We start from the raw sequence: 24,184 nt of genomic DNA on the forward strand, positions 1-24,184 counted from the left end.
AAGGAGCCGAGAAAGAGACCAAGGGATAATAAAATCATGGCAAAGCTGTATCACCCTGGAGAATTGCCAAAGGTTGTTCCTAAGTGGTATCAGACTGATCTCACTGGCCGTTACACCCTCACAAATTACCCAATCAACCCAAAGCCACTTTTGTCAGCATTGCAACTGATCTGGGTAAAGGAATCGAAAACAGAAACTTTAGCTGTGAATGGGAATTAAACATCATCGCGATGCTGATCCCGATTGAAAACGTTGGTAGGCCTATTGAGTTTGTGTTAAAACACTTTCCTCATACTGGCTTTGGTTGCCCCTCTTTGACGACAGAAATATTACGGAATTCCAGCCATTCGGGTGATTGCCAGATGAATTCGTTTTATTCTAAAAGCTCATTCAATAATCTTTTCAGGTATTTGACTCAAATATGCCTAGGGAAGAGGTACGCGGAAAGAGTTAATGAAGGTTACCAACCGCTTAAGGACATTTAAATACAGCATGTGGAATGACCTCAGTATCTACCGTGGCAATCGGTTTACTGCCCCCTTGTTCCGTCACTTGATAGGTGACGTTTAACAACCAATACGGGTCAGAAGAGCTTGTATAGTTAGCGGTCCGAGTGAGGGTATAGTATTTCCCGCCTAATGCTCTAGGGCCAATAGTCGTGGAGGTTCCTCCTAAACCCATGACTGTGTCATTAAGAAAGCCTGAGGCAAACCCATCGCTAGTCAGTGTGGCTAAGCATCGAGAGGAGTAGGGTTGAGCCGTAATCTCATATTGTGCCGCTTGATTGACAACGGTTTCTAAATCTTCCTGGATCCAACTCACTGCCTCGTCATATTGCGTGGCAACCACTCGTAATGCCGCTGAAGTCACGATGGCCTGCATCGTCATTGACACAAAAACAGCAGCTACAATCATTGCCACCAACACTTCGATTAAGGTAAACCCGCCATTATTTGCAGAGAGTGGTTTTGATGAGTCCCTCCAGGAAGACGCTTGCGGTCGCTTCAAATACAGCCATAACCACAGGTCTTTTGGGCTCATCGATCTAAACTGGTGCATAACTACAACCTCACTAACCAACTGCTTTTCACCGAAAAGCTAACGAATTAAGAGCATATGGATAGACTCAGGTAGAATGGGTGGAACCTGACATTAAGTACCTTGTTTAACAAGCATCCGTTGGAGCTTATTGATTTGGTGATTGCATTCATTGACCTCAGCAGAATGGACACGGTTGCGCCCTTGATATTTAGCCGTATAAAGTGCCTGATCCGCCTGCTTAACTAACCGCTCTTTGCAATCAGCGTGATCTGGATAGGTCGCCACCCCTAGACTTGCAGTCATATCGATATGCTGCTGTGACGGAAGCACAACGGATTTCTCGGCAATGGCTAATCGAATTCGCTCTGCGATAACCCAGCTATCCGCACTCGTTGCCTTCGGCAGTATTACACCAAACTCTTCACCACCATAACGACAGACAATATCACCCGGTCGGACCTCCCGCTGAAGAAGTTGGGCAACTTCACATAGAGCGAGATCCCCAGCCTGATGACCATAGGTATCATTCAACCGTTTGAAATGATCGATATCCACCATAATCAGGGAGACGGGATGTTCACCCCGTTGAGATCGCTCAATTTCCACCAACAACCACCGATTAAATTCTCGGCGATTGTATACTTCAGTAAGACCATCCAGTGTGGCTAATCGATACAAATCCTGCTGGCTCTGCTCTAACTGATTGGCCATCAGATTAAATGTTTCAGCCAAATGGTTAAATTCATCTTGGGTCTCTAGAGTAATGCGGTGGTGCAACTCCCCCTGGCCTAATTTCTCAACCCCTTTTGCCAAGGTCTGCAAGGGGTCTGTAATGGACCTGGACAAATAAAAGGCAAACAATAAGGCTAATGCTAGTGCCAACAAAGAAATGAAAGCGACCAAATATCTTACCTTTTCTCGTACCGCCCTAGCTTTGTCAAAGTTAGCTTCATTTTGAAACGCAATCAACCGATAATTCAACTCTTGTGTGTTTTTCAAAATCCCCTGTAGCCTCTGACTAAGCTGAACTTTGGCATTAGCTAGCTGCTCAGGTTCTGTGGCCTCGAAAATTTGCTCGCATAGTCTGGCAATCTCCAGCCATTGGCGACGAATTTCTTGAACAGAATTAAACTTCGTTGGCTGCCCTTGAAAATAATCTGAAAGTAGTGCCAGTTGGGACTTAATCACCAACTGTTTCCGACGATAATTCTGTAATGTCATCGTATTGGTCGGTTGAGCATGGGTAGCTACACTTGTTAACTCAAGAATTTCCCCCTCAACCTCAGCGAGAGGGAATAAAGCTTGTCGGCTAATACTATCTTGTTGCTCAAAACTTCCAACAGCTCCCTCAAAGGAAATCAAGGCCCCCCCCGCCAGCATAATCAGGGGCACCAGCATAGTTCCTAGCCCAACCCTGAGACGTTGGTGCAAGGAGGATTGTGGGGAAAACGGTAAGGACATGCAATACTCCGCTAGGTCAATAATTTTCTATGGTTCTTCAACGTTAAAAGCCATTTTTTTGCATCATCAGGCTCTAAGGGACGAGCAAACCAAAAACCTTGTCCGAGTTCGCACCCTAGCAGATTTAGATACTGGGCCTGCTCCACGGTCTCAATCCCTTCTGCCACAACGTTCATCTCTAAACCATGGGCAAGAGCAATTATCGTTTTCACTATCTGATCTTGACCCTGGCCAATCCCCCATACAAAGGAGCGGTCAATCTTTAAGGTATTGATCGGTAAATTGTGAAGGTAGTTCAAGGATGAATACCCCGTGCCAAAATCATCCAAACTCAGCAATAGTCCTAGTTTTTGCAGTTGCTCCAGCCGGTCCGTTACGTGATGTGTGGTTTCCATCAACACGCTTTCTGTAATCTCTAATTTGAGTAGCTCTCCTGGGAGCTGGTGGCCATTGAGTAAGGATTGGATACTGGACACAAAGTCGGGTTGCAAAAATTGCTGGCTCGACACATTAATACTCATGGAGACGGGAGCCCAAAATTCTTCAAACCAAATGGCGAGCTGTTGGCAAGCCCGTTCTAGAACCCACTGGCCCAATGGCACAATCAGTCCCGTCTCTTCAGCAATTGGAATAAATTGCTCAGGCGAAATCAGCCCCTGCTGAGGATGATGCCACCGTAACAGGGCTTCAAACCCGATCAACTTTCGTTGCTGTAAACAAAAAATGGGCTGGTACTGGAGTTGGAATTGGCACTGTCCTTTCTCCAACGCTTTGACGGCATATCGCAAACTATTGCCCAGCCATAACCGAGAACGGACCTGCTTATGCATCACTTCATCAAAGACCACATAGCCACCCTGCCCCTGATCTTTTGCTTGATACATGGCCGTATCAGCATCCCGCAGCAGCTCCTCAGTATGCTCATATGAATTAGATGAGTGGGTCATGCCAATACTGACGGAGGTAAAGACTTCTTGATGATCAACCTGTAGAGGTTTCGCTAAGGAACGCTGGATGCGTTGGACAATCTCATGGGCTTCCTGGTGATTGTCTACACCATCCAGGAGTACAGCAAATTCATCTCCCCCCAAGCGGGCCAGTAAGTCATGAGAACGCAAGCTTTCGGACAGCTGACGGGCGAGGGCAACGAGGAGCTGATCCCCCACACTATGCCCCAAACTGTCATTAACGAGCTTGAAATGATCAACATCCAAAAACAACACTGCAAAGTGACAGGGGTCGTAAGACACTGAATATTCTGCTAACCGATGTTGCTGTAGCTGATGGAGCTTATACTGCAGCTCCTCGATGAAGTAATCTCGGCTGGGGAGCCCCGTCAATTCATCAAATAGTGCCTTATGCTTTAATTGCTCCGCGGTTCGATGCCCTTCCAGGGCAATACTGGCCAAATGAGTTGCGGTTTTAATGATGCTTAGATGGTGGTCCGTGGGAGCACAGGGGACTTGGTGGGTCAGGGCAAACGTTCCTAAAAGCTCTCCCAACTGGGAAAAGAATGGCATTGACCAACAGGCTCGGATATTATGCTGACGGGCAAACTCACGGAAATCCGCCCAGACTGGATCCTTGAAGGTGTCTTCCACATACACTGCCACGCCCCGAAAGGCCGCCGTTCCGCAAGAGCCAACGTTCTCAGCGATCAGTAAATGGTCAAAGGCAATGGCGACTTCGGAAGACAGACTCGGGCCAGCCCCCATGCGTAATTCTTGTTTACTGGGGTCCTTGAGCAAAATTGAGCAGACGGTGCCCCTGGATTGGGCTTCAATTAAAGTGCATATACAATTTAGGATGTCATCCAGCCCTTTACCCGTTGCTACATACTCCAGAATTTGTGTTTGGGTCTGCAACAAGGATTCAGATCGTTTGCGTTGAATAGCTGTTGCTAAGATCTGCACTACAGATTGAACAAAATTCAGGTCTTCTTTTAGCCAAGTATGAGGATTGGGGGTGAGAATTTCTAATATCCCTAGCGCCTGTTTAGCAGCAGAAATCGGCACACACAGTCCTCGCCGCTGTTGAGGCTGAGTGAGCGGTAGCTGTTCAGAATTTCCGGTTATAACGGCTATTTTCCCCGATTTGAGAACAGATTGAAGCCAAGGCAATTCACGACTATCGATATCGGTAGATTTACCTTCTAGGGTCGCTTTTTGTTTGGCTAATAGTCTTAATGTGTTGCTATCTGAAAGAAGTTGCCAGAGACAACAATCTTCAATGGGTAAATGGCGATTGATGAGTGAGATCGCCTCTAAGTACAACTCAGTTAAAGTAAATTCAGAAAGCGCTTTTTGGCCTAATTCTGATAATTCTGACTGTTTATCAATTGAGTTCGTCGTAAAGTCGTTCATGAGGCCAAAGACGTAAATATTTAAGATACTGTGTTGAATAAGTCATTTCATTACATGGATTTTCAAAGGCAAACCGACCATTTTTCTGACAAGCCATGTCATTCATTGCTGAAAACCATTGCTATTTTGTTGAACTGCTAAAAAATAAAAATCAAAGTAATTTTCACTACAAAAAGCTCCTTTCAATCAACTAGCCAATATAAAGACAATCAAGACTCTCTTTGAACAGGAAAGGGGGATGAAATGCGGTAAGAATGGGCGATTCGATCCTTGACCATTCTCTTAAGCTGACCCACATCCAAAGGGTTTAACCCTCGAATGGCTTTTATATCCTCATACAAATCATCTCGAACAAGCTACGGAACTACCATTCCCAAGCTTCAAAGCAGCTTGAATCATTCCGATTGACTTCATCTATGTCAAGTGATTAATCTCGGTAAAAGATAATTAGAAAGACTGTGCAGAATTAGTATGTACAAAAGAAATTGAACCTCATTCATGGCTAGGAAAATCAAATGTATTTTGAGAGTGGACTTAGTAGGCATTGGTCAGAATGCTGAATGGTTGCTGATAAAAACAACCTAGCCATTGCAGTAGGCTTGAGGGTCAATGCCAATTTGCATAAGAATAAGTTATACATGACTGCACAGTTGTTTGCTCGATGACTCACAGACTATTTGTTGCAAGGCTTTTGACTAACTGACATCCAATTAGGCGCTATCCATTTTTCTCTAGGCTGCTCACGTTGTCCCTGAATTGGCGGTCCAGACTTAAAATTTCACTAGCAGTTAGTTAATCAGTTGCGTTGCAAATAATGCTTCCAGGTACAAAACTCCTCTAAGCTTCATCCAAAACTATGCTGCTAATCCAAAGATTTGATTGATGAAATAGATCTGTCCTATCACATCATCCTTTCCCACATTTTTGATTTGAACTTTACAGATCATGTTCATCGATTCAAATCCCTTCAAAGTTCTTCTAGCGGAATTGCATGATCCAAAACCCATGCCGGGGTTGACAAGCTTTTTTATCCCTATACGATCTTGCTCCACTCTATTGTTGAGGTATTTGACCTGCCGTACTTTTTCCTTCTCAGGGATACGTTCATCTGCCTGTAACTGCTCCACAGCAGGAGGATAGGCCGGATGTCTTCCACATTGAATACTTGAGATTCATACCCATGAATCTCAAGTATTCAATGCTTTGGTCAGGAAGCGCTTCGCAGCCTTGGTATCCCGCTTTGCTGTGAGTAGAAAGTCGAGGGTGTAGCTCTCAGAGTCAACTGCTCGATAAAGGTAGCGCCACTGTTAGTGGATTTTGACGTAAGTTTCGTCAACTCTCGAGGAGGCATGGGTAGGCTTGAGATGACGACAGCGCTTGTCCAGCTCAGAGGAATATTTGAAAACCCACCGATGAATTGTGATGTGATCTACCTTGAATCCTCGCCCCATCATCTCTTCTAAATTCCTATAGCTGAGAGTATAACGGCAATACCAACGGACATTGAGCAGGATGATCTCAAATTGGTAATGACGCCATTTGAACAGATCAGTAGTTTTCATTGATGGGAGAGAAAAGGGACAGAGCCTCTCAATTTACCACTGACTTTCGGCTAATATCCTTCTTGCGACATTACCAAAGAATGTACCACTCCATGCGATAGCAGCTGAGTTGTGGGTGGGCCAACAGCAAATTGCAATTGTGGGGTCTGTTCATGCCTTAGGATGGACCAACTCTGACGTAATATAGTATTTCTCGCGATATCCTCATCCGCTTTTCTGAGTATCTAGATAGAAAGGTGCTACATCAGCATGACTTGCGAGTAGAAGCCGATCGTATCTCAATGCCCCATTCGCCCTTGCCTATTGTGTCCATAGAGGAGAGGCACCACAGAAACTGGAATTCAACATGTGGCATTAGCTGAAGTAAGCATGCTACGGAGTTTGAGGATAATTTTTTTTAGGCCTATTTCCTTAAACGAATGAAATTTCTCATGAATAACTCACAATAGGTCTGATTTATCATCTCGTTACCCCCTCGCCAGTCTGCCCCTCGGGGGCCTGCTCCAGCAGTGCGCTTCGCGCGGCTACCAACAACAGCGCCGATAAAGGTACCACACAGCGGCTTTCTTGCAACCCCTTCGGTACTCCTGCTCTCCGCTCCGCTAGGTAGTGAGTCTGCGATCGCAAACCAGTATCAGGCTCCGCTGCGTTTAGTCCGTGTCCTCGCAAGCGGTTGGGGGCTGATATGGTTGTGCACTGCACTTTTTCCTTGGGGAGCACCCCATACCCCCGACCCAACCAGGGTGGCAACGCCGGGCAACATGTGGTTTCCAAAGAGCGTTGTTGCTGGTTATTCGCCATGCTTCTTCAGTTGTTTCTATTCGTTTTTATAGGGGTTACCATGCTGACTTTGCTTCGTTCTCCCACGCCTTCCGTCCAGTTGCCTTCAGCCATGCCTTCTGGGGCTTGGTCTTGCTGCTTCTTGCGGTTGTCCGGGTCGGGCTGGGTCGAGTTAGCGGGGGTTCCTGTGGCCTCTGTCGATCCGGCGGTGGCTAAGCTCCAGGCCATGGGGGCGTCTCGGGTCTCTGTGGTGTCTTCTGGTGCCCAGTTGTGCGTCATTCGGTTTCAGGCTCAGCGGTCGGTGTTGCTGGAGTTATCCAATGCATTTCCCAGTGCTTGCCGGGTGGCTTAGTTCGGTTTGGGTCGGGACCTTTGGGCCTCGGCCCTTTTTTTATTGGCTGGTATCCAAAGAGTAACGAACACAAGAAATGTAGAGCGCATCATCTTGAAGACAGGATGCTTTCAGCCAGCTTATCTCCTCTCAGGCCAATCTTCTTCCAAGCCAACAGCAGCAATATCTTTGAAGCCAATGCAGTCTAGAACACGATAGACAACCTACGTTGCCGGGAGGTTGGCATCCCTCAGTTACAATCAAGCTAGATTCCAAAGCATGATCTTGCGAGTTATAAGTATTGCACTGCCCCCCAAACTCGACCATCTCCCCGAAACCCTGCCAGAAGGGGCAGTTTGCATTGAGTTAGAAGAAGGCATTCCGGTATTCCGAGCCTCTAGTTCGGTTCAAGCTCATATTGAGTCATTACTCACAAAACAACAAACCACAACTTTAAGCGCAGCGGAAGAACAAGAACTCGATAGATATGAAGAGATTGATGATTATCTGAGCTTTGTGAATCGAACACTCCGCAATCTATCGCTCACCTAGACATAGCAAATTACCTAACTTCAAACGATTCCGTGCCGTTCTTGCTGTGAAATCGGGTAGTAAAGGTTTTGCTTCTTAATCGCTCAATCTTTAGGTCTTTCCACAAGTTGCAGCCAGGCTATTAAATCACTGATATCGTCAAATTCAAGTAGCGCTTCCCCTAAAGCTTCTATCTGGTCAGTGTCTAGCGCTTGAATATCAGTCTCTACTTCAGCCGGAATTGTTCCAACCTTACGGTGAAGTAGACGGAGTACCAACTGGACTTGTCCTTCCAGCCTGCCTCGTATCAGGCCCCTCTCTTCCCAACTCGTTACTGTTTGCATAATGGCGTCCCGTTCTGCTGTTTCCAATCTATCAACTTCTGCTTGAAAGCGTTGTTCCTCATCCGCTGCCAACTTCAGGTAGGTATCAATAAATTGCGAGAGAAACATCGTTCTTGCTGGATCAAGCTGCAGTGTAGCTAGCATCCGTAGGCATTCCAGTTTCACCTGGGGCCGATCTTCCACCGCAATTTGCATCTTGGTCATTAATGCGGCAGCAACGGGATTTTGTTGCCTTAAGTAATCTCGCCAGTTTAGTCGATTCAGCTGAATCGCTTGGAAATTAAACTGTAAAACTTGAAAATCGGGAAATCCCATTTGATAAGAATTTTCTGCAGCTTGTCGAGGATTGTCATAGGAAAAGATGACGACAGGATAAATGGGCAAGTCATATTTCTCATGCAATCGCCCGAAATAGAAAAACATCCGTTTCTCAAAGTCTTTTTGCGGGGAAGATTGCGGCTCAATGTGGAAGAGAAAATAGCTCTCCTGCTCTCGAAACTTAACGCGAGCCAGCAAATCAATGATTCGCTTTTCCTCAGCTCCAATGCTGCTGTAGACCTCTTGGGACAAAAAGGTAACAGAGGTAGGGTCCACATAGTCCACAACCTGAGGTAAAAATAATTCCAGAAATTCCCAAAAGAAGGTTTCAATCAGTTCTTTGAATAAACCGTCATGATCAATGGACCCTTGTGATGCCAATCCTCTATACCTCCTACTTCCCTGGAATGACGGTGTTTTGCTTGATCTACAGTTGCTGAGTTCGTCGGTAGTTTCCGTGCTGCCGCACCGAGAAGAGGCACCGACCCAGCGGAGCCAAACCGATCTTGCTTATCCAAGACATACCGCCGCTGTTCCCGTGCCGTCGGTAGGATACCATTCTTTCTTCAACAGTCCCGCCCGTGGCGCTTAATTTACGATTGGCTATCGCTTCAAAATGCACCCCAATAGACTGCAGGTGTGGCGGCGGCGAAGCGAGGTGAGGGCAAGGGGGGCAACTGAGATAACACCGCCGCAAAGATTCCAGGGTGGGGGTGCATTTTGATTGTCAAGCCGGGGGCGATTGCCAAACAGGGGCCATTGGTGGTTTGCCCTTTTGTTTTAGGGTGCGTCCGGCCCATCACCTTCATCGTTCCACAGTAAAAGATATGACCAAGAGCCTCCCGCACTTTTGGGTTGTTGGGCATTGTATGACCTGCCCCAGTTTGCGGCTTGACAACCGCTCATAGCCGAGAAGGGGCAGCAGCTCCGCTCGGCTCAGGCAAGGGAGTCTATTGCGGTTTTGCACCGATATCAATGTAGTATTCATGCATCTCTGTTACGGAGCGCATACATGCTTTAGGAATTGCGTTCTAATAGCTTTTCTGAGATCGCCTCTCTGACAAATTCCTGCCAGTTGGGAATGGCCTCAACCTCTGCCTTCATGCTTTTGGTAATACGTAGTTGCAGCTTAGCCAAAAGGGGTTCGGGGCGGTCGGTGGTGAACTGATGTTCAACTAATCCTGGGTTTCCTCCGGGTCGTGCCATATTTTCGCCTCTCAAAACCGCTTCAAAATAGCATGTCTACATTCTATACATCCATAAGTAATTTAAATGGGGGCTGGTGTGCTCAAAAACATCTTTTTAGTATGTATCCAATCTAAAATATAGATATAAATCAAAGCCCCTGCTGCATCTTTGGACGGACTCAGCAGGGGATGACTCCAATACGAAAAGGAATCAACGCTATGTTACCAACCATTACGGATACAGCGCTTAACGCCCTAGCTCAAGCAGCCAGTCAGATTCAATCTGCACTGCTAGATTACGCAGGCGAGCAGTACGAGATTCAAGATCTCAACGAGGTTCTAGCCTATTGGTTATAGCGTTCCATCGAATCCCTCTGTGAAGATGCCTGTGAATTCTGCGTCACGGGCGATCGTACCCATAGCAGTTTCAACCGGGATGTCTTTGAAGCGCAGTTAAAACAACGTCCTTCCATCAATATCTGGGAGCAAGCGGCGGCAATGGCTCAGGAGGCCAAAGATCAAACAGCTTTAGCTGTCGAACGCGCTGCCTAAATCTGCTCTGGGGAGCCTTCTCCCCTTGCCCCCAGAATGTTGAGGAATTTGAAATATGAAACTATCAGCCTATCCTGCTGCAATCGCTTCCTTGCAGCACCAAATTCTAGAACTTGATCAGCAGATCATCACCTTGAGCGAAAGTGTGGCGCTGTTTGCCTCGTTGATTGATAAAGCGATCGCTTTTGATACCACCCTTAAAAACGAGGCCCAGCGCAAAGCCGTCAAGCTGGAGCGTCAGCAGAATGACCCTGATTACTACCAGGCCGCCACAGCCCTAAAGGAAGCCAAGCAGAAACGAGAACAGCTAGCGATAGAACTCGGTCTACTCCGCAATCAGTTCAGCATCGCCAAGCTGGAAATGCGATCCACTATTGCCCATCTGGAAGCCCAAACGGCTGCCTAACACCACATTCAACCAATTGGGAAAATCAAAATGCAATTAATCACTGATGAAATCAGGCGACAGCTGCCGCCGTTGTATACAACTGAAAACACGTCAGATCCCGTTGCCTGGGTCAAGTATTTTACTCCCGATTCATCTTGGACCTGGTATGCGGCTGAGTTCGATGGCCAAGATACCTTCTTCGGTTTGGTCCAGGGACTGGAGGAAGAGCTGGGCTACTTCAGCTTGGCAGAATTGCAGCAGGCACGGGGACCATCGGGTTTACCCATCGAGCGAGATCTGCATTTTCAGCCTACTCCTTTGTCCCAACTCCGACAGCGGATCCGTACCTAACGCAACTGCACTGCCTGAGGCAGCAAGGGCTGCCTCAGGTTAGAAGATTTTTTGTATCCATAGAATAGTACATAAGAACTATAAGAGTACTTTCTGAAATCATGTCGTTTGCTCTGTCTACGCGATCGCTTCCCCAGATTACCCGGCCAGCATTCCGGTATTTTGGCGGTAAATGGTTACTCGGTCCCTGGATTTGGTCTTACTTCCCGGATCATGACTGTTATGTCGAGCCCTTTGGCGGAGCCTTTAGTGTGGGACTGCAAAAACCACCCGCTGCCAATGACATCTACAACGACCTTCATCAAGCAGGCGTTAACTTCTTTCAAGTCCTCCAACAGCAGCCTGATTCCCTCCTAGAGGCCATTGCCCAATCCCCTCGCACAGCTGCAGAATTCCAGTGCTGTCTGCAACCTTGTGATCAGCCCTTGGAATGGGCTAGACGATATTATCTCTATTGTCAGCTGGCCTATATCGGAGGCGGTGGTCGCTGGAGCCATGGCCTGAGTTCCTCCAGACTGCAAGCGTCGAGTTCTTGGGATGTGGGTCACCTGACTGCGATCGCTGACCGAATCCAAACCGTCCAATTCCTCAATCTAGATGCTTTCAATTGCATACAGATCTATGACTCCCCTAGTACTTTGTTCTACTGCGACCCACCCTATCCCCATAGTGCAAGGGGCAGTAAAGATAAACGGCACCAGAATCCAGTAACACCCCGACGTCAGTACCGGCATGAGATGACCGACGAGGATCATCGCCAACTTGCGGAAATATTGCATGGCATTCAGGGACGTGCGATCATCAGCGGTTATGCCTGTCTACTCTACGAGGAGCTTTACTCCGACTGGAAACGAGTTGAACAAAAGGCATTTACAACTTCTGGCGTGAAGCGGGTAGAGTGCTTATGGTTATCCCCCGAGCCTCCTCAGATCGTTCAGGTTAAGCTATCCCCAAAACCGTTCTCCCTGACTCAGAAGATAAGCGCGATACCCGAAGCCTATACTAGAAAATGAGGCTGATATCGCAAATGAGCAGGCTGAGTATGATCGTCTCATTGTGGCAGCAGCAGCCCAATAAGTGAGTCAGAGCCATCTCTTCCTCGATAAGGACTTTCAATGCTAAGCCCTAGCCCTAGCACTATGGAATGCGGTTGTAGAGGTAAAGACTAGGATTCTAAACCAACGGAGGATTCCCGATGACCCAAGTCACCCTTAATATCCCTGATGATCTTGTGGTTAATCAGGCAGACAATGGTGAAAGCTTTGCCCATCGTTTACAACTGGCAGCTGCCATTTATTGGTATGCCCGTGGTGAGATCTCCCAAGGCAAAGCCGCGCAACTAGCTGGAATGAACCGTAAAGAATTTCTCAAGAGATTGGCCCATGAAAATATGGATGTGTTTCAGGTTGATTTTGACGATTTGGCTCAGGAGCTAGCCCGTGGCTGAGTTATCGACACCGCCACCTGTCATAGATACCTCGCCTCTAATTTTCTTGACCACCGCTAATTATCTTCATCTCTTGCAAACGCTTTACCCTAAAGTGCTTGTACCCCAGATGGTTGCCACAGAGATTGAGCAATACGGTGAAGCAGACCCAACCTTCCAGGCTGTACAGGCTGTGGATTGGCTAATTGAAACTGAAATATCTAGCATTTCTAAAGCCGTGCAAGACTTTAACCTCGACCCCGGTGAATCTGCCGTTCTTACTTGGGCCAAACAGCATCCAGGAACCGAAGCCATTTTGGATGACTTGGCCGGTCGGCGCTGTGCCAAGAGACTGGGAATTCCTGTCCGGGGCACTTTGGGCTTAGTGCTGGCAGCAAAACAGCGGGGGCATCTTCCTGCAGCTCGTCCCGTGATTGCAGACCTCAAACAAGCCGGAATGTATTTGAGCGATCGGGTCATCGATCAAGCATTAGCTTTAGTGGGAGAGTGAAAGCGATAGCACTAACGTTCTCGTGCAGATATGAATGATACTTGCTCTAAAGCAGTAGAGTGAGGGATCTGAAACATGAATCCGTGATTATTGGGGTAAAATTGGGGTAATCATTTCGTTAAAACGCTAAAATCCCTATAGAATAAGGATTTTCTCCAGATTCCGGTTCTGAGGGTCGGGGGTTCGAATCCCTCCATGCTCGCTTCAAAAAAAGCTCAAAATATACATCCTTTTAGGGATTCCTAGGTTTCAGGAGTCCCTTTTTTAGGTCAAAAATACAGAACACTTATACTAATAATTCGGTCTATTTGGGCATGATTGGGGTAAAACAAGCCAAGCATAAGAGCTTTTACCCCAAGAGAGATTTGATGACTACTCAACACCTTTAGAGCGCCAGGGAACTGGATCAACTGCTACCCCATGCAGGTAAAGACCCCAGTGCAGGTGGGGGCCGGTTGATGCTCCTGTTGATCCAACACCGCCGATCCTCTGCCCGGTAGTGACAAAGTCTCCTTCGGCAACGTCTATGCGGCTCAGGTGAATCATAATGCTCAACACACCCTGACCGTGATCGATACCGACAGTGTTGCCGTGGAGTTCGAAGCCGTCAACCACTCTTCCCACTAGCCGGACATAACCTGCCGCTGGAGCGACAACGGGCGAACCAGTCGCGGCAGCGTAATCTACACCTCGGTGGTAATAGTCTTTAGCAAACACGCCGTTGTAATATCGCCGGACACCAAATTCAGTACTGACATAGCCCTGGCTAGGGCGGGCCAGCGCGCCTTTCCAATAACGCTTTGGGGTGACGATGCGCTTGAATTTGTCGACGCGGTCAAATTCGTGATCGGTCCCCAAGTCGCTGCTGCCCGAGGGGAGCCAAATGCGTTGGGTGGCGAAGGAGCGATCTGCCAGGTTTACGGTTAGGCGACGCGATGAGTCTGAGGCAGAAACATTCAATGTTAGCTGTCCAGGGGTATCTAGTGGACTAGTGGGAATCAATGCCCGGTAACGATTGCCGGATACCTGAAAGCTGGGATAGTTGGTGCCGTTGACGGAAACAACTGGGGCAGTGCCAGCCGTTGAAGCGCTAGAGATCACGACCGAGATGGTATCGCCTAGCCTGGGGTTCGTTGGTGAGAGTGTCACCTCGTAGGCATGAGCAGCAGGACTCCAAAGGCGACCGCTGGCGACTGTGCTGACCATTGCCCCCACCATCGAGAGAAAAGCCCGACGCCTTATACGAGGGGAAATGACAGGACAAATTTTGGGTTGCTTCATAGCTTAAAGGGATTCAAAGCTCAATTTCTTGTTTACAAGCGTAACCATTCCAACTTAGGTAAGAGAAAAATATAAAAAAAAACTTATCCAAGAACGTCTTTACAAAGATAGTAATCACCAATCTTGAGTCAATCTAATCGTTGGAGCTAATAATACTCATTTATAATACGGCCCAAATTTCTTAAACCCTCAAAAAGGATGATCTTCCCCAAATAAACCTCTTTTTTATATTCTTTCGTCATCATAATATTCAGGATTTTGTAGCACTGCAAGCCAGAGCATATATTGCCATTGCCTTTCAGCTCTAGCCCCTTCATTTAGTTAATCGTTGCCATACGTCTACAAGGCCTAAAATTAAACATGAACCTTTCCCGATAATACCGACGCTAGCAACAATGTCATATCCATCTAAAACATCTGCTGAGCCCTCTGTAACGACCTTCGATGAGTTTGTGCAATTGGCGGATTATTCTCTGATGGACACCTTAAATGCCGATCCTGATGCCACGGTCGATGGCGATGATCACCGTGCCCGCCAGGTTTTTTCTGGCCATTTCGTACCTGTGGCACCCAAGCCGCTTGCAGAAGCAGAATATGTAACCCATAGCAGCACTTTTTTTAAGGAGCTTGGGTTAAGCAATGAGCTGGCGCTGAATGAAAAATTTCGCCATGTATTTTCGGGTGATATCACTGCTGCCCATGAGCCTATGCGTCAGGTTGGCTGGGCGACGGGTTATGCACTGTCGATTCTTGGCACCGAATATACCCAACAATGTCCCTTCGGTACGGGTAACGGCTATGGCGATGGTCGGGCGATATCCGTGTTTGAAGGAATCATCAATGGCCAACGCTGGGAAATGCAACTGAAAGGGGGTGGCCCAACACCTTATTGCCGTGGCGGTGACGGGCGCGCAGTACTCCGTTCAAGTGTGCGTGAGTTTCTAGCACAAGAGTATATGCAGGCTTTAGGTGTGCCAACATCGCGTTCTTTGACCCTGTATGTTTCGAAATCTGAGACTGTTAAGCGGCCTTGGTATTCTCAAAACTCCTACTCCGCTGACCCAGATGTTTTGATGGACGATCCTGTGGCCATTTCAACTCGCGTTGCCCCTTCCTTTTTGCGCGTGGGGCAGCTAGAGTTATTTGCCCGCCGCACTCGCAACAATGCTCATCCAAAAGCATTAGAAGAGTTGAGCATGATCGTGTCCCATTTAATGGAGCGAGAATACAAAAGCGATATTAATCAAAACCTTGGTTTTGCTGATCAACTGGTTGAGTTGGCTAAGCTATTTCGCCAGCGTCTTACGTCATTGGTGGCCAACTGGCTACGTGTTGGTTATTGCCAGGGTAACTTTAATAGTGACAACTGCGCTGCTGGTGGCTTTACCCTCGACTATGGACCCTTTGGATTTTGTGAAGTTTTTGACCCTTGGTTTCAACCTTGGACTGGCGGTGCCGAACAATTTTCATTCTTCTATCAGCCCATCGCAGCAGAAGCGAATTATTATATGTTTTGGAAAGCGGTGAGACCGCTACTTGAAGAAGATGCTGATGCTTTAGAACAGTTCGACCAAGTAGGCCGTGGCTTTTCAGAAGCCATGCAACAACAAGTCCAAAAAATGTGGGCAGCCAAACTTGGCTTGACTGAATTTAACCCACAGCTGTTAAAGACATTAATTCAGTTAATGACTGACTCAGAGGTAGATTACACCATTTTCTTCCGGGAGTTATCCCACATACCTGAGGATATCTCAGCATTGAAAAAGAGCTTCTACGGTAAAACGTCTCAACAACTCGATGAGCAATGGCAATCTTGGCTAAAAAGCTGGCGCGACCTCGTCATTAAGGACGGCAATTTGGCTGAGATATCAACAAATATGAAACTGACTAACCCAAAATACACATGGCGAGAGTGGTTGATTGTCCCCGCCTACCAACAAGCTATGCAGGGTGACTACACATTAGTTAAAGAGCTGCAAGAAGTACTGAGCTATCCCTATGATGAGCAATCGCAAGAAGTAGAAGATAAATACTATCGTCTAAGACCTAAGGCGTTTTTTAATGCTGGTGGTGTGTCGCACTATAGCTGTTCATCTTGATTTTTAATAACAACTGAAGAATTCGATTGTGCATCAACAAAGTGTGGGACAGGTGACTCAGTCTTGCCATCTCCAGGAATGTGCCGTTATGGAATCAGTTACACTTCATTACTTCGAAGGGTCACTGTGTATTCCACCATTTCAGTGGTTCCATTGGGTAAATCCCCCAAGAGACATAATGTGACGGATCGGTGGGTTGGTGTTAGAGGAGCAGGCGATACTTCAAACCCTGATGTCCCTGAACCAGAACACCCTGGAGACGCATTAGAGACTCGATCAACGAGCGGATTTCCTGCTGTATTAGGGGCTGTAGCTCGATAAATCACCTGTGGTCCTTGCCAGTTAGATCCAGAAGACGTATCAAATGTGTAGTAAGCAACGGTAGAATCATCCGGCTTAGTGAGGTAGAGAATAGCACTATAGTTGGTCGGAACAATCCAGCCTGATGGCGCAGTAGTAGACACTGCCTTGGCCTCTCTGATGTCATCCGCGATAAAGTCTATGGCACGGTTCAATTGAGTATGCTGATCCACCTCAGCTTCCGATTGGCGATGACTTTGTAGAATTGAAATTAGCCCTGACCCTGCAAAGGCTAGAAATATGCTGGTCACCACCATGCCGACCAACAGCTCAACTAAGGTAAACCCTTGATGAGTTGCGTTTTCTGACCTATTAGAGCTTAAAGAATATGGGATCTTGGCAGTCATCGCGTCTAAGGTGTTGGCAATCATAATGTGGGAGTTTTACAGTTGCTGGCTAATGTTGTATCGGATGAGCCGATATATTCTCCAACTCTGGTCAATCCAATTCCAGGTGCAATTACTAGGCACTTTGAAGGGGAACTTTTTTCATTCGCGATAGAAAGAACAACGGTTTGTTCTGAGGTGAATGAGGAAGGCACTCGCCCCTTGAAATCAAAGCTGAGAGGAGTAGCGAATGAATGTCTAAGCTGAAGCCCTTCTAGGGTGCGATTGCCATTGCGTAGGCAATCTGCAGGTGAACTACTTAGCACAGCATTACTTCCCATCGGCAGATTAATGGTGCAAGTCTTACTGAGACGGATAGCTTGGTCTTGGCCTTCGATTAGAGTCCCTTCCAGCTCACCTAAGCCAGCTTCAAGCTTTCGGGTATTAACCCAATTTAGAAGGCTAGGTGCTGAAATTGCCCCTAAGATCCCCATAACGACCAAGACAATGACGATTTCGAGCTGAGTAAACCCTTGTTCACTACGGACAGGCAAAGAACGCATTAGACACCACCTCTGAATTGGCTTGGGCTACTGTCTCCAGCTTTTCATCAATAACGTTATAGGTAACTTCTAAGATTTGATAGGGTTCTGCTGGTCGGACTGCCGTTGTCCTATTCAGGGTAAATTCTTGGCCCATAATAGTTTTTTGCCCTGAGGTAGGCGTGCTACTGTTGTCCGTTTCTGACTGGACTGCAGGTAGTGATTCATCAAGATAGGCAGCAAATCCTCCTGTAGCCAAATGAGATCGACATCTCGCTAATACTAGAGCTGTGGAGTCAGCTTTTTGGGCATATGCCAAAGGATTGAGCAAGGTGACTTCTAAATAATTTGTGTTGGTTGCGGGATCATTTTGAAATTGCAGATTGGTTATAACGTTACTGCTAGTCTCTGTACCGATAACAATGGAATCGCCTAACCTAAATCCAAGTTGAGTAACTTTGATCGTTGTATCTCCCGGAAGGGCATCAGCATAGAGTAATGCTGAAGTGAGAGGTACTTGGCCTACATCACTGGCGACTGCTTTAACATCCTCTAAGTCTTGCTGAATCCAGTTATTCGCTGCAGTCAACTGTTTAGCTCGCACTTTAAACTTCGTTGAGAGAACCAACCCCTGCATGGCGGTCCCAATAAATAGTGCTAAAACCAGCATGGAGACAGCAACTTCAACTAAGGTAAATCCTTGTTCATGAAAATTTTTTTGTGTTCTTGTGATCACGGGAGTCTTCCTGGCAGTGAGGCTAAGTGAGGAGAATTCTATTGGGAGGTTTGTTGATTAAGGAGTTGCTTCTAAACGAGTCCAACTCGTTGCTGCAGACGTTTTATGGGACGCTGAGGTAACTACAACACCAGAATCTGTTAACAGTTGCTTCATTGCATTGGGGACCGTAATTTCAGCAGTGTTAGAGCTTGAGCCATCCCACTCTCTGACCCAAATGGCACCTCGTATATCAGGATTGCTGCTGCCACCATTAATTCCCATACGGGCATCTGGAGCATGAATGAAAACATTGGTGGCTGTGGCTCCACCATTCAATATGAAGTCTTGATCGGAGAAGCTATCACCATCATCGGCGTTGCCATATATTCGAAAGCGTTCTGGGCTACCTAAACCACTCCCATAAGTTCCGCAATTATTAGCAGAACCTGAACAGGTATGGGCCAACGTGGCTTGGCCGCTCATTGCAATATCACCCGTAACGTAAAAATAGATGGGGGCTGAGGTGGTATCCACTGTGACCTGATCGCTACCACTAAGGGTGATGTCACTTACTTGATAGTGGTAAGCACCATCGGCACCTACTGAGTCTCCAGTCCGTGGGAAGCTGGTGGCGCTACTAATCGAGACATTGATCGCGCCTGAGGGAATCGCGGGAACAGGAGGCCACGTCACATCTCGAACATAAATTTGCCCCTGCACAACACTATTATTGAGCGCATCAATGGCTGTTCGCAGTCCTGCATTTGTTGGTTGACCATTGACACATCCACTAACCGGCACTACACAGTTGAGGGTATCTGTGCAAACGACATTCCCCGAGATTGCACCTAATACGTCATTATTGCCCAAGGTAATATCTTGAGCCATCAGTCCTGGGAAACTAGCTAGAGAAGTTGACTGAGAAATATTCATCGTCTGCTGAATCCGCGATACTGCAGATGAATTAGGCGGATGACCTTTGACAATTAAGGTTCCAGTCTCATCTCCAGAATTGGAGATGCCATCTGGATCACTGTAGCGATACGCTTCGACTGTATAGGTGTCGGCAGGTGCGTTGGTGGGAATCTTGCCTGTGAGGATATCATTCACTCCTGTAAAACAGGGAGGAGGCTTGGTGAGAAAAGACCATTCATCAGGACTATCTGATCCTAGGAGACTGTTGGGGTCGTAATTCGATCTCAACAGCATGTGATAGTTGTGATTTAAGAATCCGAGGGTGCGAGAGATTCCACCTTCTGCAACGGTCGTACTGGCTGTTGTTTGCTTTTGAGAAACGGCTGAGACTTGATCATCCCTGGACTTAATGCTTAAAGTCAGGGCTACCAGCACCATGATTAACCCAAAACCGATGGCAATGGGTAAGGCAAACCCTTCATCGGTCGTCTTTCTTCTGGACTTCAACATATTTCGATGATAAAGAGAAATATAAATTGGATATGTTTATGTCGCTCTATCTAATCTGAGATAGGTTGCAGCGAACCCTCAATGAACCAAGAAAGAGGATGACATCACCTTAGTTAAATTGGATTTACTTGTTGATAAGCCAGATGAACGTGAAAAGAGTTGATTGAAATTTTTATATGAATTTATTTTCGAGATAAGCCAATCGCATTCTAAATATATAATAACAATTACTTAAAATATTGTTCTGAATGTTTTTATTGTAAATGTTTGATTTATGTATATTTTTAGTATACGAAGTAAAATAGGACCTTTCTTCAGTGATCATACGTAGATCGTAGTGTAAACGGATATATATTCTAGGTAAAATCACTGAAAATCTGATACTTTTCATTGTGAATCGAGTCTTGGGCTAGTCTGATAAATCCTGATTTGTGCAGAATAGTTGAGCATGGATAAGAATATATAAGCCTCGGAAATAAAGTATATAGTTAGAATAAAAAACCAAGTATTTGATGCTTATAGAAAATATTTTCTTGAATTAGCTATAAAATCCAAGATTTGATAGCAATATATTTATTAATAAAGACTTCGGTATCAGCACAAACAGCACTTAGTGATTAGACCTCTTGCATAATTAATTTTGCGATATGGTATTGAGCCTGATGTTCTTCCTATTCAGTCCCATATCCAATGAATTACGAAACAGCCCAAGCGCTAAGTGCAAAAGATTTCAAGCGACGAACTGGGGTCTACAAGCAAACCTTCAAACGCATGCTCCACGCATGGCACACCTATCACCTGAGTCATTCTAATGCAGGGCGACCTCCGAAGTTGTGCCGTCCCGATCAACTATTAGTGGCCCTTCAATATTGGCGAGAATATCGGACCTATTTCCACATTGCTGGAGATTGGGAAGTCTCTGAATCAACGGTTTGCCGTATAGTCCACCAGGTCGAGACCGCTCTGATGAACTCAGGACTCTTCCGCCTACCCGGCAAGAAACATCTAATACAAGGATTTGAGCGGCCTGATGTTGTCGTGATGGATGTGACTGAGACACCGATTGAACGTCCCCAAAAAGGACAAAAAGCGTATTATTCAGGAAAAAAAAGAGACATACCCTCAAATGCCAGATTATTGCTGACCGCAACACTTTAGAGGTTATCTGTCTGAGCTTTGGCCCAGGCCGTCGGCATGATTTTCAGATATTCAAGGGTTCAGGTATCCATATCCATCCAAATACCGAGAGTTTGCAAGATAGCGGATATCAAGGGATTGCAGCCTACCACGCCAACAGCTATGTTCCTTTCAAGAAGCCACAACATGGTGAACTGACTTCCTTGCAGCGAGAGTATAACTGTGCACTGAGTCAGGAACGAATGGGCATTGAACACATTAATCGCAGCCTGAAGATTTCCAGAATTCTGTCGGAGCGCTATCGCAATCGTCGTTGTCGCTACGCGCTGCGGTGTAACTTGATTGCAGCCCTCTATAACCATGAGCTATCTTTGGCTGCTTAAGGGATGAAAAACAGCGATACCACATCGTGAAATGAATATTGCAAGAGGTCTATTGACAGAATCTTCTAAACTAAAGCCTTAGTAGAGAAAAGGCTGTGCCACAAGTGGTAGTTTCGTAAGGCTTTAATCACTGTGCGAGGGAGGCTCTTAGCTCAGCAGCTCTTTTCAAACTTTATCCCTCTACTCGCCTATTACTGATCTTCCCAGTTATCAGCTGTACAACGGCCTGCATCAGTAATGGCAATGGGTTGGATATCACCTTTGTAAGTACCGATTCGGGTTAGGCCCAAGGTGTTGGAAATAGCGATGCAGTGCTTTTTTCCACTAGCATTGTTTGGATTGAAAAAAATAATCTTGCCACTGGGGTCGGTTGGACTGGCTTGAGCGCTAATGATGGCAAACTCTGGATTTCCTAAAACGCCATATTTAATGGGAATGAGCTGATCTTTACAAGTCCCTAGCCCTAAGCCTTCATCAATATTCCCTTTGCATTTTTCAGCAATAACCTGAACCACCATACCTGCGTCGGTCCATTGGCTTTTATGCTCGGGTGCAGATGCCATGGCAATCTGCGAAATGTTCTCTCCGTCATTGAGGCCAAGGGAGGGTGCTTGGACATCTGAACTGATCCACACAGGCTGACTTTCATCGTCTTGGGCTGTGTTGGCTGTGGGATCAATCAAATTTGTCGCGATAGCCACACTGGTTTCCAAACTGCGATCGCTAACTTTAAGACAAGATCCCGAAATTTGTCCTGCATCAAAATTAAGGGTCAGAGTGCAGATTTTATTACCTTTGATCGCTTCTCGTTGCGTTTCATTCAACGCGGCCTGTACTTTAGCCATCGTCTGTTTTACTTTGGCTCGATTCATTGCAGCCATAATACTGGGAGCTGAAACAGCAGCGGCAATGCCGATAATGGCAACAATTACCATTTTTTCAGCCAGGCTAAACCCTAATTCTGAAGACGAAGACCTAAGTGCAATGAAGGGATGTAAACGAAACATGGCAAATTCCAGGGGAAGGAAACAAAGACTAAAGGGTGACCACTTGATTAGTGGGGCACCCATGAAAAAAACTCCTCATCACCCATAAGAATTGCTAAAACTTGAACTGAGTAGATACGAGAAAACTGGTTTAAAGCATCGTTGTCATAACCTCACCCGTTGCCATTGCAAAACACCTCCAAATCGATACCGTACTGGGTAGTCTACATATTTCAGCAGGTCGATCAAACTGCTAACATCTTCAGGTACTGCGATGCCAGAGGTCGCATTGGGGGTGATAACGGTATCGTAGGGGGCACCTACTTCCCCAATGAAATTAATGTCTCGATTGTTGGGGTCGTTTTTAGAACTGAAAATGCCTTCTGCCCATACCACACCTTCAATATTGGTATTTTGCCCACCTGGGCAACCAGGACCAGAGGTCAGTAATTGCACTTCATCCCATGCGGACCAAATGAAGGCATTTTGAATGCAAGTTTGGTCATACAGTAAAACCGTGTCGTCTCCACCCCTCAAATGTATTCGTAGATCGCCAACACGAGGCGGTTGGCCATCCGTACGAACGTTAAGGATTTGGGCCATATCCTTTAACTGAATGGCTTGTTCGGGGGCACTATCTTCGATGAAATCTAATACGACAGAGCCATTGGTGGTGTCGACCGTCAATACATCAGTTCCAGCTAGGTCAATTTGTTCAATCTGGAAAAGGGTTGGTGTATGGCCTCCGACCCCGCTTAGGGTTTGGCTGCTGGTGATGGTTCCAAAATTGGTGCCTTTTATCCCATCAGGAATAGTTGGTGTCAACAAACAAGCAAACAGCGTGCCTGAGACGGTATCGCCTGTTGCCCCATCCGATGCTGAAGAAGAGAATATGGCATTCAGATAACTAGCCCGGTCTATATCTCCCGAAGTTGAATTCGAAGTCAAAGAGGAATCTTGTGATCCTTGAGGATAGTAGTAAACATTGCCTTTACTACCTAGGATTTGGCGACCCCGTAATGCCAAAACACCGACATGCCAAGGGTCATCAGGTTCAGGGTCATGAAGAACTAAGCCTGGAAAATCGTCTAAATCGGACCGTACGGCAATCCTGATTTGAACACCTGTGGTTTTTCCATCTTTACTAGCTTCAACAAATAGTGTTCCTTGTTGCTCCGCCGGATTAAAACGATAAGCTCTAACGGTGTAGGAACCAGTGTTACCCATTGACCCCGTCGTTGCAAAGTTGGGACTGCCCCACCCTTTTTGTTGATAGCAAGGGTGGTTACTCGGGTCATAGCTCGTCCATTCGTCAATAGCACTGGCTTCTTCGTCGCCACTATTGAACATGCCGTCGGGGCCGAGATAAGTTTTTCCTGTTTTGGGGTTAATCGTATCGTAATTGCGATTGAGCAATACGGCGTTATTGGGAGCGGTTAGTTGGGCTAAGGATCGAGCCATTCCCCCTTCAGCGATGGCCAAACTGGCCCCTGCTTGTTTGCGATTAAATGCAGATGTGCGATCGCTTTGGGCAACCATTATCGTGGACAAGCCCAAAATGACCATCACAAACCCTAAACCCAGGGCAAGAGGCAACGCAAATCCCTGCTCCTGCCGCTTAGAATTCAAGCCTCGAGAACAAAAAACAACTAAGTAATAGAGGAGTTCTGACAATGGCATACTTTGGATGTTCGTTGCAGCCGATAGTCTGTCCCCAGACAGCATGGGTAAAAGATTCTTTCCATGACCGATGGATTAAAGCCAAGCTTCTAAAAAGCTAG

General features: G+C 46.5%; 27 protein-coding genes, 1 tRNA gene and 1 pseudogene. 13 read left to right on the forward strand and 16 right to left on the reverse strand.

Annotated elements, in window-relative coordinates; translation table 11 throughout:
- Positions 1 to 36: 36 nt before the first annotated feature.
- On the forward strand, positions 37 to 219 hold the full coding sequence (locus AM1_RS41285; RefSeq protein WP_012166006.1) for a hypothetical protein: 183 nt from the start codon (positions 37 to 39) through the stop codon (positions 217 to 219).
- A 252-nt stretch (positions 220 to 471) separates the two neighbouring features.
- On the opposite strand, the gene AM1_RS26425 is transcribed toward AM1_RS41285, so the two are convergent.
- The 6 genes and pseudogenes from AM1_RS26425 to AM1_RS41290 all read right to left on the reverse strand — a co-directional run bounded on the left by AM1_RS26425 (position 472) and on the right by AM1_RS41290 (position 7,228).
- Complete coding sequence (locus AM1_RS26425) at positions 472 to 1,059, reverse strand: PulJ/GspJ family protein (RefSeq protein ID WP_041660570.1); 588 nt, start codon at positions 1,057 to 1,059, stop codon at positions 472 to 474.
- 93 nt (positions 1,060 to 1,152) lie between these two features.
- Positions 1,153 to 2,502, reverse strand: coding sequence for a sensor domain-containing diguanylate cyclase (locus tag AM1_RS26430; protein WP_012166008.1), 1,350 nt, complete (start codon positions 2,500 to 2,502; stop codon positions 1,153 to 1,155).
- A gap of 11 nt (positions 2,503 to 2,513) precedes the next feature.
- Entirely contained in the window at positions 2,514 to 4,865 is a 2,352-nt protein-coding gene (locus AM1_RS26435) for a bifunctional diguanylate cyclase/phosphodiesterase (RefSeq protein ID WP_012166009.1), read from the reverse strand.
- 854 nt (positions 4,866 to 5,719) lie between these two features.
- Positions 5,720 to 6,112 (reverse strand): annotated as a pseudogene (locus AM1_RS44480) (DDE-type integrase/transposase/recombinase); the annotation flags it as partial.
- Between the two features lie 60 nt (positions 6,113 to 6,172).
- Entirely contained in the window at positions 6,173 to 6,427 is a 255-nt protein-coding gene (locus AM1_RS44485) for an IS6 family transposase (protein WP_012166013.1), read from the reverse strand.
- A 459-nt stretch (positions 6,428 to 6,886) separates the two neighbouring features.
- The gene (locus AM1_RS41290) at positions 6,887 to 7,228 is read right to left on the reverse strand and encodes a hypothetical protein (protein ID WP_148215837.1); all 342 of its coding nucleotides are present in this window, start codon (positions 7,226 to 7,228) and stop codon (positions 6,887 to 6,889) included.
- Positions 7,229 to 7,268: 40 nt separating this feature from the next.
- Here AM1_RS41290 and AM1_RS26445 point away from each other — a divergent pair, with 40 nt between their 5' ends.
- Positions 7,269 to 7,559, forward strand: coding sequence for a hypothetical protein (locus tag AM1_RS26445; RefSeq protein WP_012166015.1), 291 nt, complete (start codon positions 7,269 to 7,271; stop codon positions 7,557 to 7,559).
- Positions 7,560 to 7,817: 258 nt separating this feature from the next.
- Positions 7,818 to 8,090: a hypothetical protein gene (locus AM1_RS26450; RefSeq protein ID WP_012166016.1), complete on the forward strand. Its 273-nt coding sequence runs from the start codon at positions 7,818 to 7,820 to the stop codon at positions 8,088 to 8,090.
- Between the two features lie 83 nt (positions 8,091 to 8,173).
- Here AM1_RS26450 and AM1_RS26455 read toward each other — a convergent pair whose 3' ends face one another.
- Positions 8,174 to 9,112, reverse strand: a complete 939-nt coding sequence (locus AM1_RS26455; protein WP_012166017.1) for a DUF4351 domain-containing protein — start codon at positions 9,110 to 9,112, stop codon at positions 8,174 to 8,176.
- Positions 9,113 to 9,188: 76 nt separating this feature from the next.
- Here AM1_RS26455 and AM1_RS44035 point away from each other — a divergent pair, with 76 nt between their 5' ends.
- Positions 9,189 to 9,323, forward strand: coding sequence for a hypothetical protein (locus AM1_RS44035; RefSeq protein WP_269150214.1), 135 nt, complete (start codon positions 9,189 to 9,191; stop codon positions 9,321 to 9,323).
- 19 nt (positions 9,324 to 9,342) lie between these two features.
- Here the strand turns inward: AM1_RS44035 and AM1_RS26460 are convergent, their stop codons facing one another.
- Together AM1_RS26460 and AM1_RS26465 are read right to left on the reverse strand one after the other, a co-directional pair.
- Complete coding sequence (locus tag AM1_RS26460) at positions 9,343 to 9,597, reverse strand: hypothetical protein (RefSeq protein WP_012166018.1); 255 nt, start codon at positions 9,595 to 9,597, stop codon at positions 9,343 to 9,345.
- A gap of 151 nt (positions 9,598 to 9,748) precedes the next feature.
- Positions 9,749 to 9,937 (reverse strand): hypothetical protein, encoded by a 189-nt coding sequence (locus AM1_RS26465; RefSeq protein WP_012166019.1) that lies wholly within the window; start codon positions 9,935 to 9,937, stop codon positions 9,749 to 9,751.
- 200 nt (positions 9,938 to 10,137) lie between these two features.
- Here AM1_RS26465 and AM1_RS42360 point away from each other — a divergent pair, with 200 nt between their 5' ends.
- From AM1_RS42360 to AM1_RS41300, 7 genes are all read left to right on the forward strand, one after another.
- Positions 10,138 to 10,275 carry a hypothetical protein gene (locus tag AM1_RS42360; protein ID WP_012166020.1) on the forward strand — a complete coding sequence of 46 codons (138 nt, stop codon included), beginning with the start codon at positions 10,138 to 10,140 and terminating at the stop codon, positions 10,273 to 10,275.
- A gap of 250 nt (positions 10,276 to 10,525) precedes the next feature.
- The gene (locus tag AM1_RS26470) at positions 10,526 to 10,876 is read left to right on the forward strand and encodes a hypothetical protein (RefSeq protein ID WP_010481246.1); all 351 of its coding nucleotides are present in this window, start codon (positions 10,526 to 10,528) and stop codon (positions 10,874 to 10,876) included.
- A 30-nt stretch (positions 10,877 to 10,906) separates the two neighbouring features.
- Positions 10,907 to 11,209, forward strand: a complete 303-nt coding sequence (locus AM1_RS26475) for a DUF2958 domain-containing protein (RefSeq protein WP_012166021.1) — start codon at positions 10,907 to 10,909, stop codon at positions 11,207 to 11,209.
- 101 nt (positions 11,210 to 11,310) lie between these two features.
- Complete coding sequence (locus tag AM1_RS26480) at positions 11,311 to 12,222, forward strand: DNA adenine methylase (protein ID WP_012166022.1); 912 nt, start codon at positions 11,311 to 11,313, stop codon at positions 12,220 to 12,222.
- A gap of 182 nt (positions 12,223 to 12,404) precedes the next feature.
- Positions 12,405 to 12,656 (forward strand): UPF0175 family protein, encoded by a 252-nt coding sequence (locus AM1_RS26485; RefSeq protein ID WP_010481253.1) that lies wholly within the window; start codon positions 12,405 to 12,407, stop codon positions 12,654 to 12,656.
- Positions 12,649 to 13,146 (forward strand): DUF3368 domain-containing protein, encoded by a 498-nt coding sequence (locus AM1_RS26490; RefSeq protein WP_012166023.1) that lies wholly within the window; start codon positions 12,649 to 12,651, stop codon positions 13,144 to 13,146. The genes AM1_RS26485 and AM1_RS26490 overlap by 8 nt, the downstream gene beginning before the upstream one ends.
- A 92-nt stretch (positions 13,147 to 13,238) precedes the next feature.
- Positions 13,239 to 13,348 (forward strand) — tRNA-Ser (locus tag AM1_RS41300).
- 170 nt (positions 13,349 to 13,518) lie between these two features.
- Here AM1_RS41300 and AM1_RS26495 read toward each other — a convergent pair.
- Positions 13,519 to 14,427: a M23 family metallopeptidase gene (locus AM1_RS26495; RefSeq protein ID WP_012166024.1), complete on the reverse strand. Its 909-nt coding sequence runs from the start codon at positions 14,425 to 14,427 to the stop codon at positions 13,519 to 13,521.
- 395 nt (positions 14,428 to 14,822) lie between these two features.
- Between AM1_RS26495 and AM1_RS26500 the strand changes: the two genes are divergently transcribed.
- Entirely contained in the window at positions 14,823 to 16,526 is a 1,704-nt protein-coding gene (locus AM1_RS26500; RefSeq protein WP_012166026.1) for a protein adenylyltransferase SelO, read from the forward strand.
- 98 nt (positions 16,527 to 16,624) lie between these two features.
- Here AM1_RS26500 and AM1_RS26505 read toward each other — a convergent pair whose 3' ends face one another.
- Genes AM1_RS26505 through AM1_RS26520 form a run of 4 tightly spaced genes read right to left on the reverse strand, consistent with a single transcriptional unit; the run spans position 16,625 to position 19,897 of the window.
- Positions 16,625 to 17,233: a prepilin-type N-terminal cleavage/methylation domain-containing protein gene (locus tag AM1_RS26505; RefSeq protein WP_238549092.1), complete on the reverse strand. Its 609-nt coding sequence runs from the start codon at positions 17,231 to 17,233 to the stop codon at positions 16,625 to 16,627.
- 20 nt (positions 17,234 to 17,253) lie between these two features.
- Positions 17,254 to 17,775, reverse strand: coding sequence for a pilus assembly FimT family protein (locus AM1_RS26510; RefSeq protein ID WP_012166028.1), 522 nt, complete (start codon positions 17,773 to 17,775; stop codon positions 17,254 to 17,256).
- Positions 17,753 to 18,490, reverse strand: a complete 738-nt coding sequence (locus AM1_RS26515; protein WP_012166029.1) for a type IV pilus modification PilV family protein — start codon at positions 18,488 to 18,490, stop codon at positions 17,753 to 17,755. The genes AM1_RS26510 and AM1_RS26515 overlap by 23 nt, the downstream gene beginning before the upstream one ends.
- Positions 18,491 to 18,547: 57 nt before the next feature.
- Positions 18,548 to 19,897: a DUF7305 domain-containing protein gene (locus AM1_RS26520; protein WP_012166030.1), complete on the reverse strand. Its 1,350-nt coding sequence runs from the start codon at positions 19,895 to 19,897 to the stop codon at positions 18,548 to 18,550.
- A 690-nt stretch (positions 19,898 to 20,587) separates the two neighbouring features.
- Here AM1_RS26520 and AM1_RS26525 point away from each other — a divergent pair.
- Positions 20,588 to 21,417, forward strand: a protein-coding gene (locus AM1_RS26525) for an IS5 family transposase (RefSeq protein ID WP_315875423.1) whose coding sequence is annotated in 2 segments (ribosomal slippage) — positions 20,588 to 21,005 and positions 21,005 to 21,417 — 831 coding nt in all. Because the reading frame shifts where the segments join, the coding sequence is not laid out codon by codon here.
- Between the two features lie 191 nt (positions 21,418 to 21,608).
- Here AM1_RS26525 and AM1_RS26530 read toward each other — a convergent pair.
- Positions 21,609 to 22,424 carry a hypothetical protein gene (locus AM1_RS26530; protein WP_012166031.1) on the reverse strand — a complete coding sequence of 272 codons (816 nt, stop codon included), beginning with the start codon at positions 22,422 to 22,424 and terminating at the stop codon, positions 21,609 to 21,611.
- A 144-nt stretch (positions 22,425 to 22,568) separates the two neighbouring features.
- Complete coding sequence (locus AM1_RS26535; RefSeq protein ID WP_012166032.1) at positions 22,569 to 24,083, reverse strand: hypothetical protein; 1,515 nt, start codon at positions 24,081 to 24,083, stop codon at positions 22,569 to 22,571.
- Positions 24,084 to 24,184: the final 101 nt, after the last annotated feature.

Origin of the sequence: Acaryochloris marina MBIC11017, from assembly GCF_000018105.1 — a bacterium.
Taxonomy (GTDB): domain Bacteria; phylum Cyanobacteriota; class Cyanobacteriia; order Thermosynechococcales; family Thermosynechococcaceae; genus Acaryochloris; species Acaryochloris marina.

Excerpts from the sequence above, each read along its gene's own strand:
- AM1_RS26520 (WP_012166030.1), bottom strand. The coding sequence starts at position 19,897 with ATGTTGAAGTCCAGAAGAAAGACGACCGATGAAGGGTTTGCCTTACCC.
- AM1_RS26500 (WP_012166026.1), top strand. The coding sequence starts at position 14,823 with ATGTCATATCCATCTAAAACATCTGCTGAGCCCTCTGTAACGACCTTC.
- AM1_RS44485 (WP_012166013.1), bottom strand. The coding sequence starts at position 6,427 with ATGAAAACTACTGATCTGTTCAAATGGCGTCATTACCAATTTGAGATC.
- AM1_RS42360 (WP_012166020.1), top strand. The coding sequence starts at position 10,138 with ATGTTACCAACCATTACGGATACAGCGCTTAACGCCCTAGCTCAAGCA.
- AM1_RS26535 (WP_012166032.1), bottom strand. The coding sequence starts at position 24,083 with ATGCCATTGTCAGAACTCCTCTATTACTTAGTTGTTTTTTGTTCTCGA.
- AM1_RS26450 (WP_012166016.1), top strand. The coding sequence starts at position 7,818 with ATGATCTTGCGAGTTATAAGTATTGCACTGCCCCCCAAACTCGACCAT.
- AM1_RS26485 (WP_010481253.1), top strand. The coding sequence starts at position 12,405 with ATGACCCAAGTCACCCTTAATATCCCTGATGATCTTGTGGTTAATCAG.
- AM1_RS26475 (WP_012166021.1), top strand. The coding sequence starts at position 10,907 with ATGCAATTAATCACTGATGAAATCAGGCGACAGCTGCCGCCGTTGTAT.
- AM1_RS26510 (WP_012166028.1), bottom strand. The coding sequence starts at position 17,775 with ATGCGTTCTTTGCCTGTCCGTAGTGAACAAGGGTTTACTCAGCTCGAA.
- AM1_RS26435 (WP_012166009.1), bottom strand. The coding sequence starts at position 4,865 with ATGAACGACTTTACGACGAACTCAATTGATAAACAGTCAGAATTATCA.
- AM1_RS26460 (WP_012166018.1), bottom strand. The coding sequence starts at position 9,597 with ATGCCCAACAACCCAAAAGTGCGGGAGGCTCTTGGTCATATCTTTTAC.
- AM1_RS26465 (WP_012166019.1), bottom strand. The coding sequence starts at position 9,937 with ATGGCACGACCCGGAGGAAACCCAGGATTAGTTGAACATCAGTTCACC.
- AM1_RS26480 (WP_012166022.1), top strand. The coding sequence starts at position 11,311 with ATGTCGTTTGCTCTGTCTACGCGATCGCTTCCCCAGATTACCCGGCCA.
- AM1_RS26425 (WP_041660570.1), bottom strand. The coding sequence starts at position 1,059 with ATGCACCAGTTTAGATCGATGAGCCCAAAAGACCTGTGGTTATGGCTG.
- AM1_RS26495 (WP_012166024.1), bottom strand. The coding sequence starts at position 14,427 with ATGAAGCAACCCAAAATTTGTCCTGTCATTTCCCCTCGTATAAGGCGT.
- AM1_RS26505 (WP_238549092.1), bottom strand. The coding sequence starts at position 17,233 with ATGACTGCCAAGATCCCATATTCTTTAAGCTCTAATAGGTCAGAAAAC.
- AM1_RS26430 (WP_012166008.1), bottom strand. The coding sequence starts at position 2,502 with ATGTCCTTACCGTTTTCCCCACAATCCTCCTTGCACCAACGTCTCAGG.
- AM1_RS26530 (WP_012166031.1), bottom strand. The coding sequence starts at position 22,424 with ATGTTTCGTTTACATCCCTTCATTGCACTTAGGTCTTCGTCTTCAGAA.
- AM1_RS26470 (WP_010481246.1), top strand. The coding sequence starts at position 10,526 with ATGAAACTATCAGCCTATCCTGCTGCAATCGCTTCCTTGCAGCACCAA.
- AM1_RS26445 (WP_012166015.1), top strand. The coding sequence starts at position 7,269 with ATGCTGACTTTGCTTCGTTCTCCCACGCCTTCCGTCCAGTTGCCTTCA.
- AM1_RS41285 (WP_012166006.1), top strand. The coding sequence starts at position 37 with ATGGCAAAGCTGTATCACCCTGGAGAATTGCCAAAGGTTGTTCCTAAG.
- AM1_RS41290 (WP_148215837.1), bottom strand. The coding sequence starts at position 7,228 with ATGGCGAATAACCAGCAACAACGCTCTTTGGAAACCACATGTTGCCCG.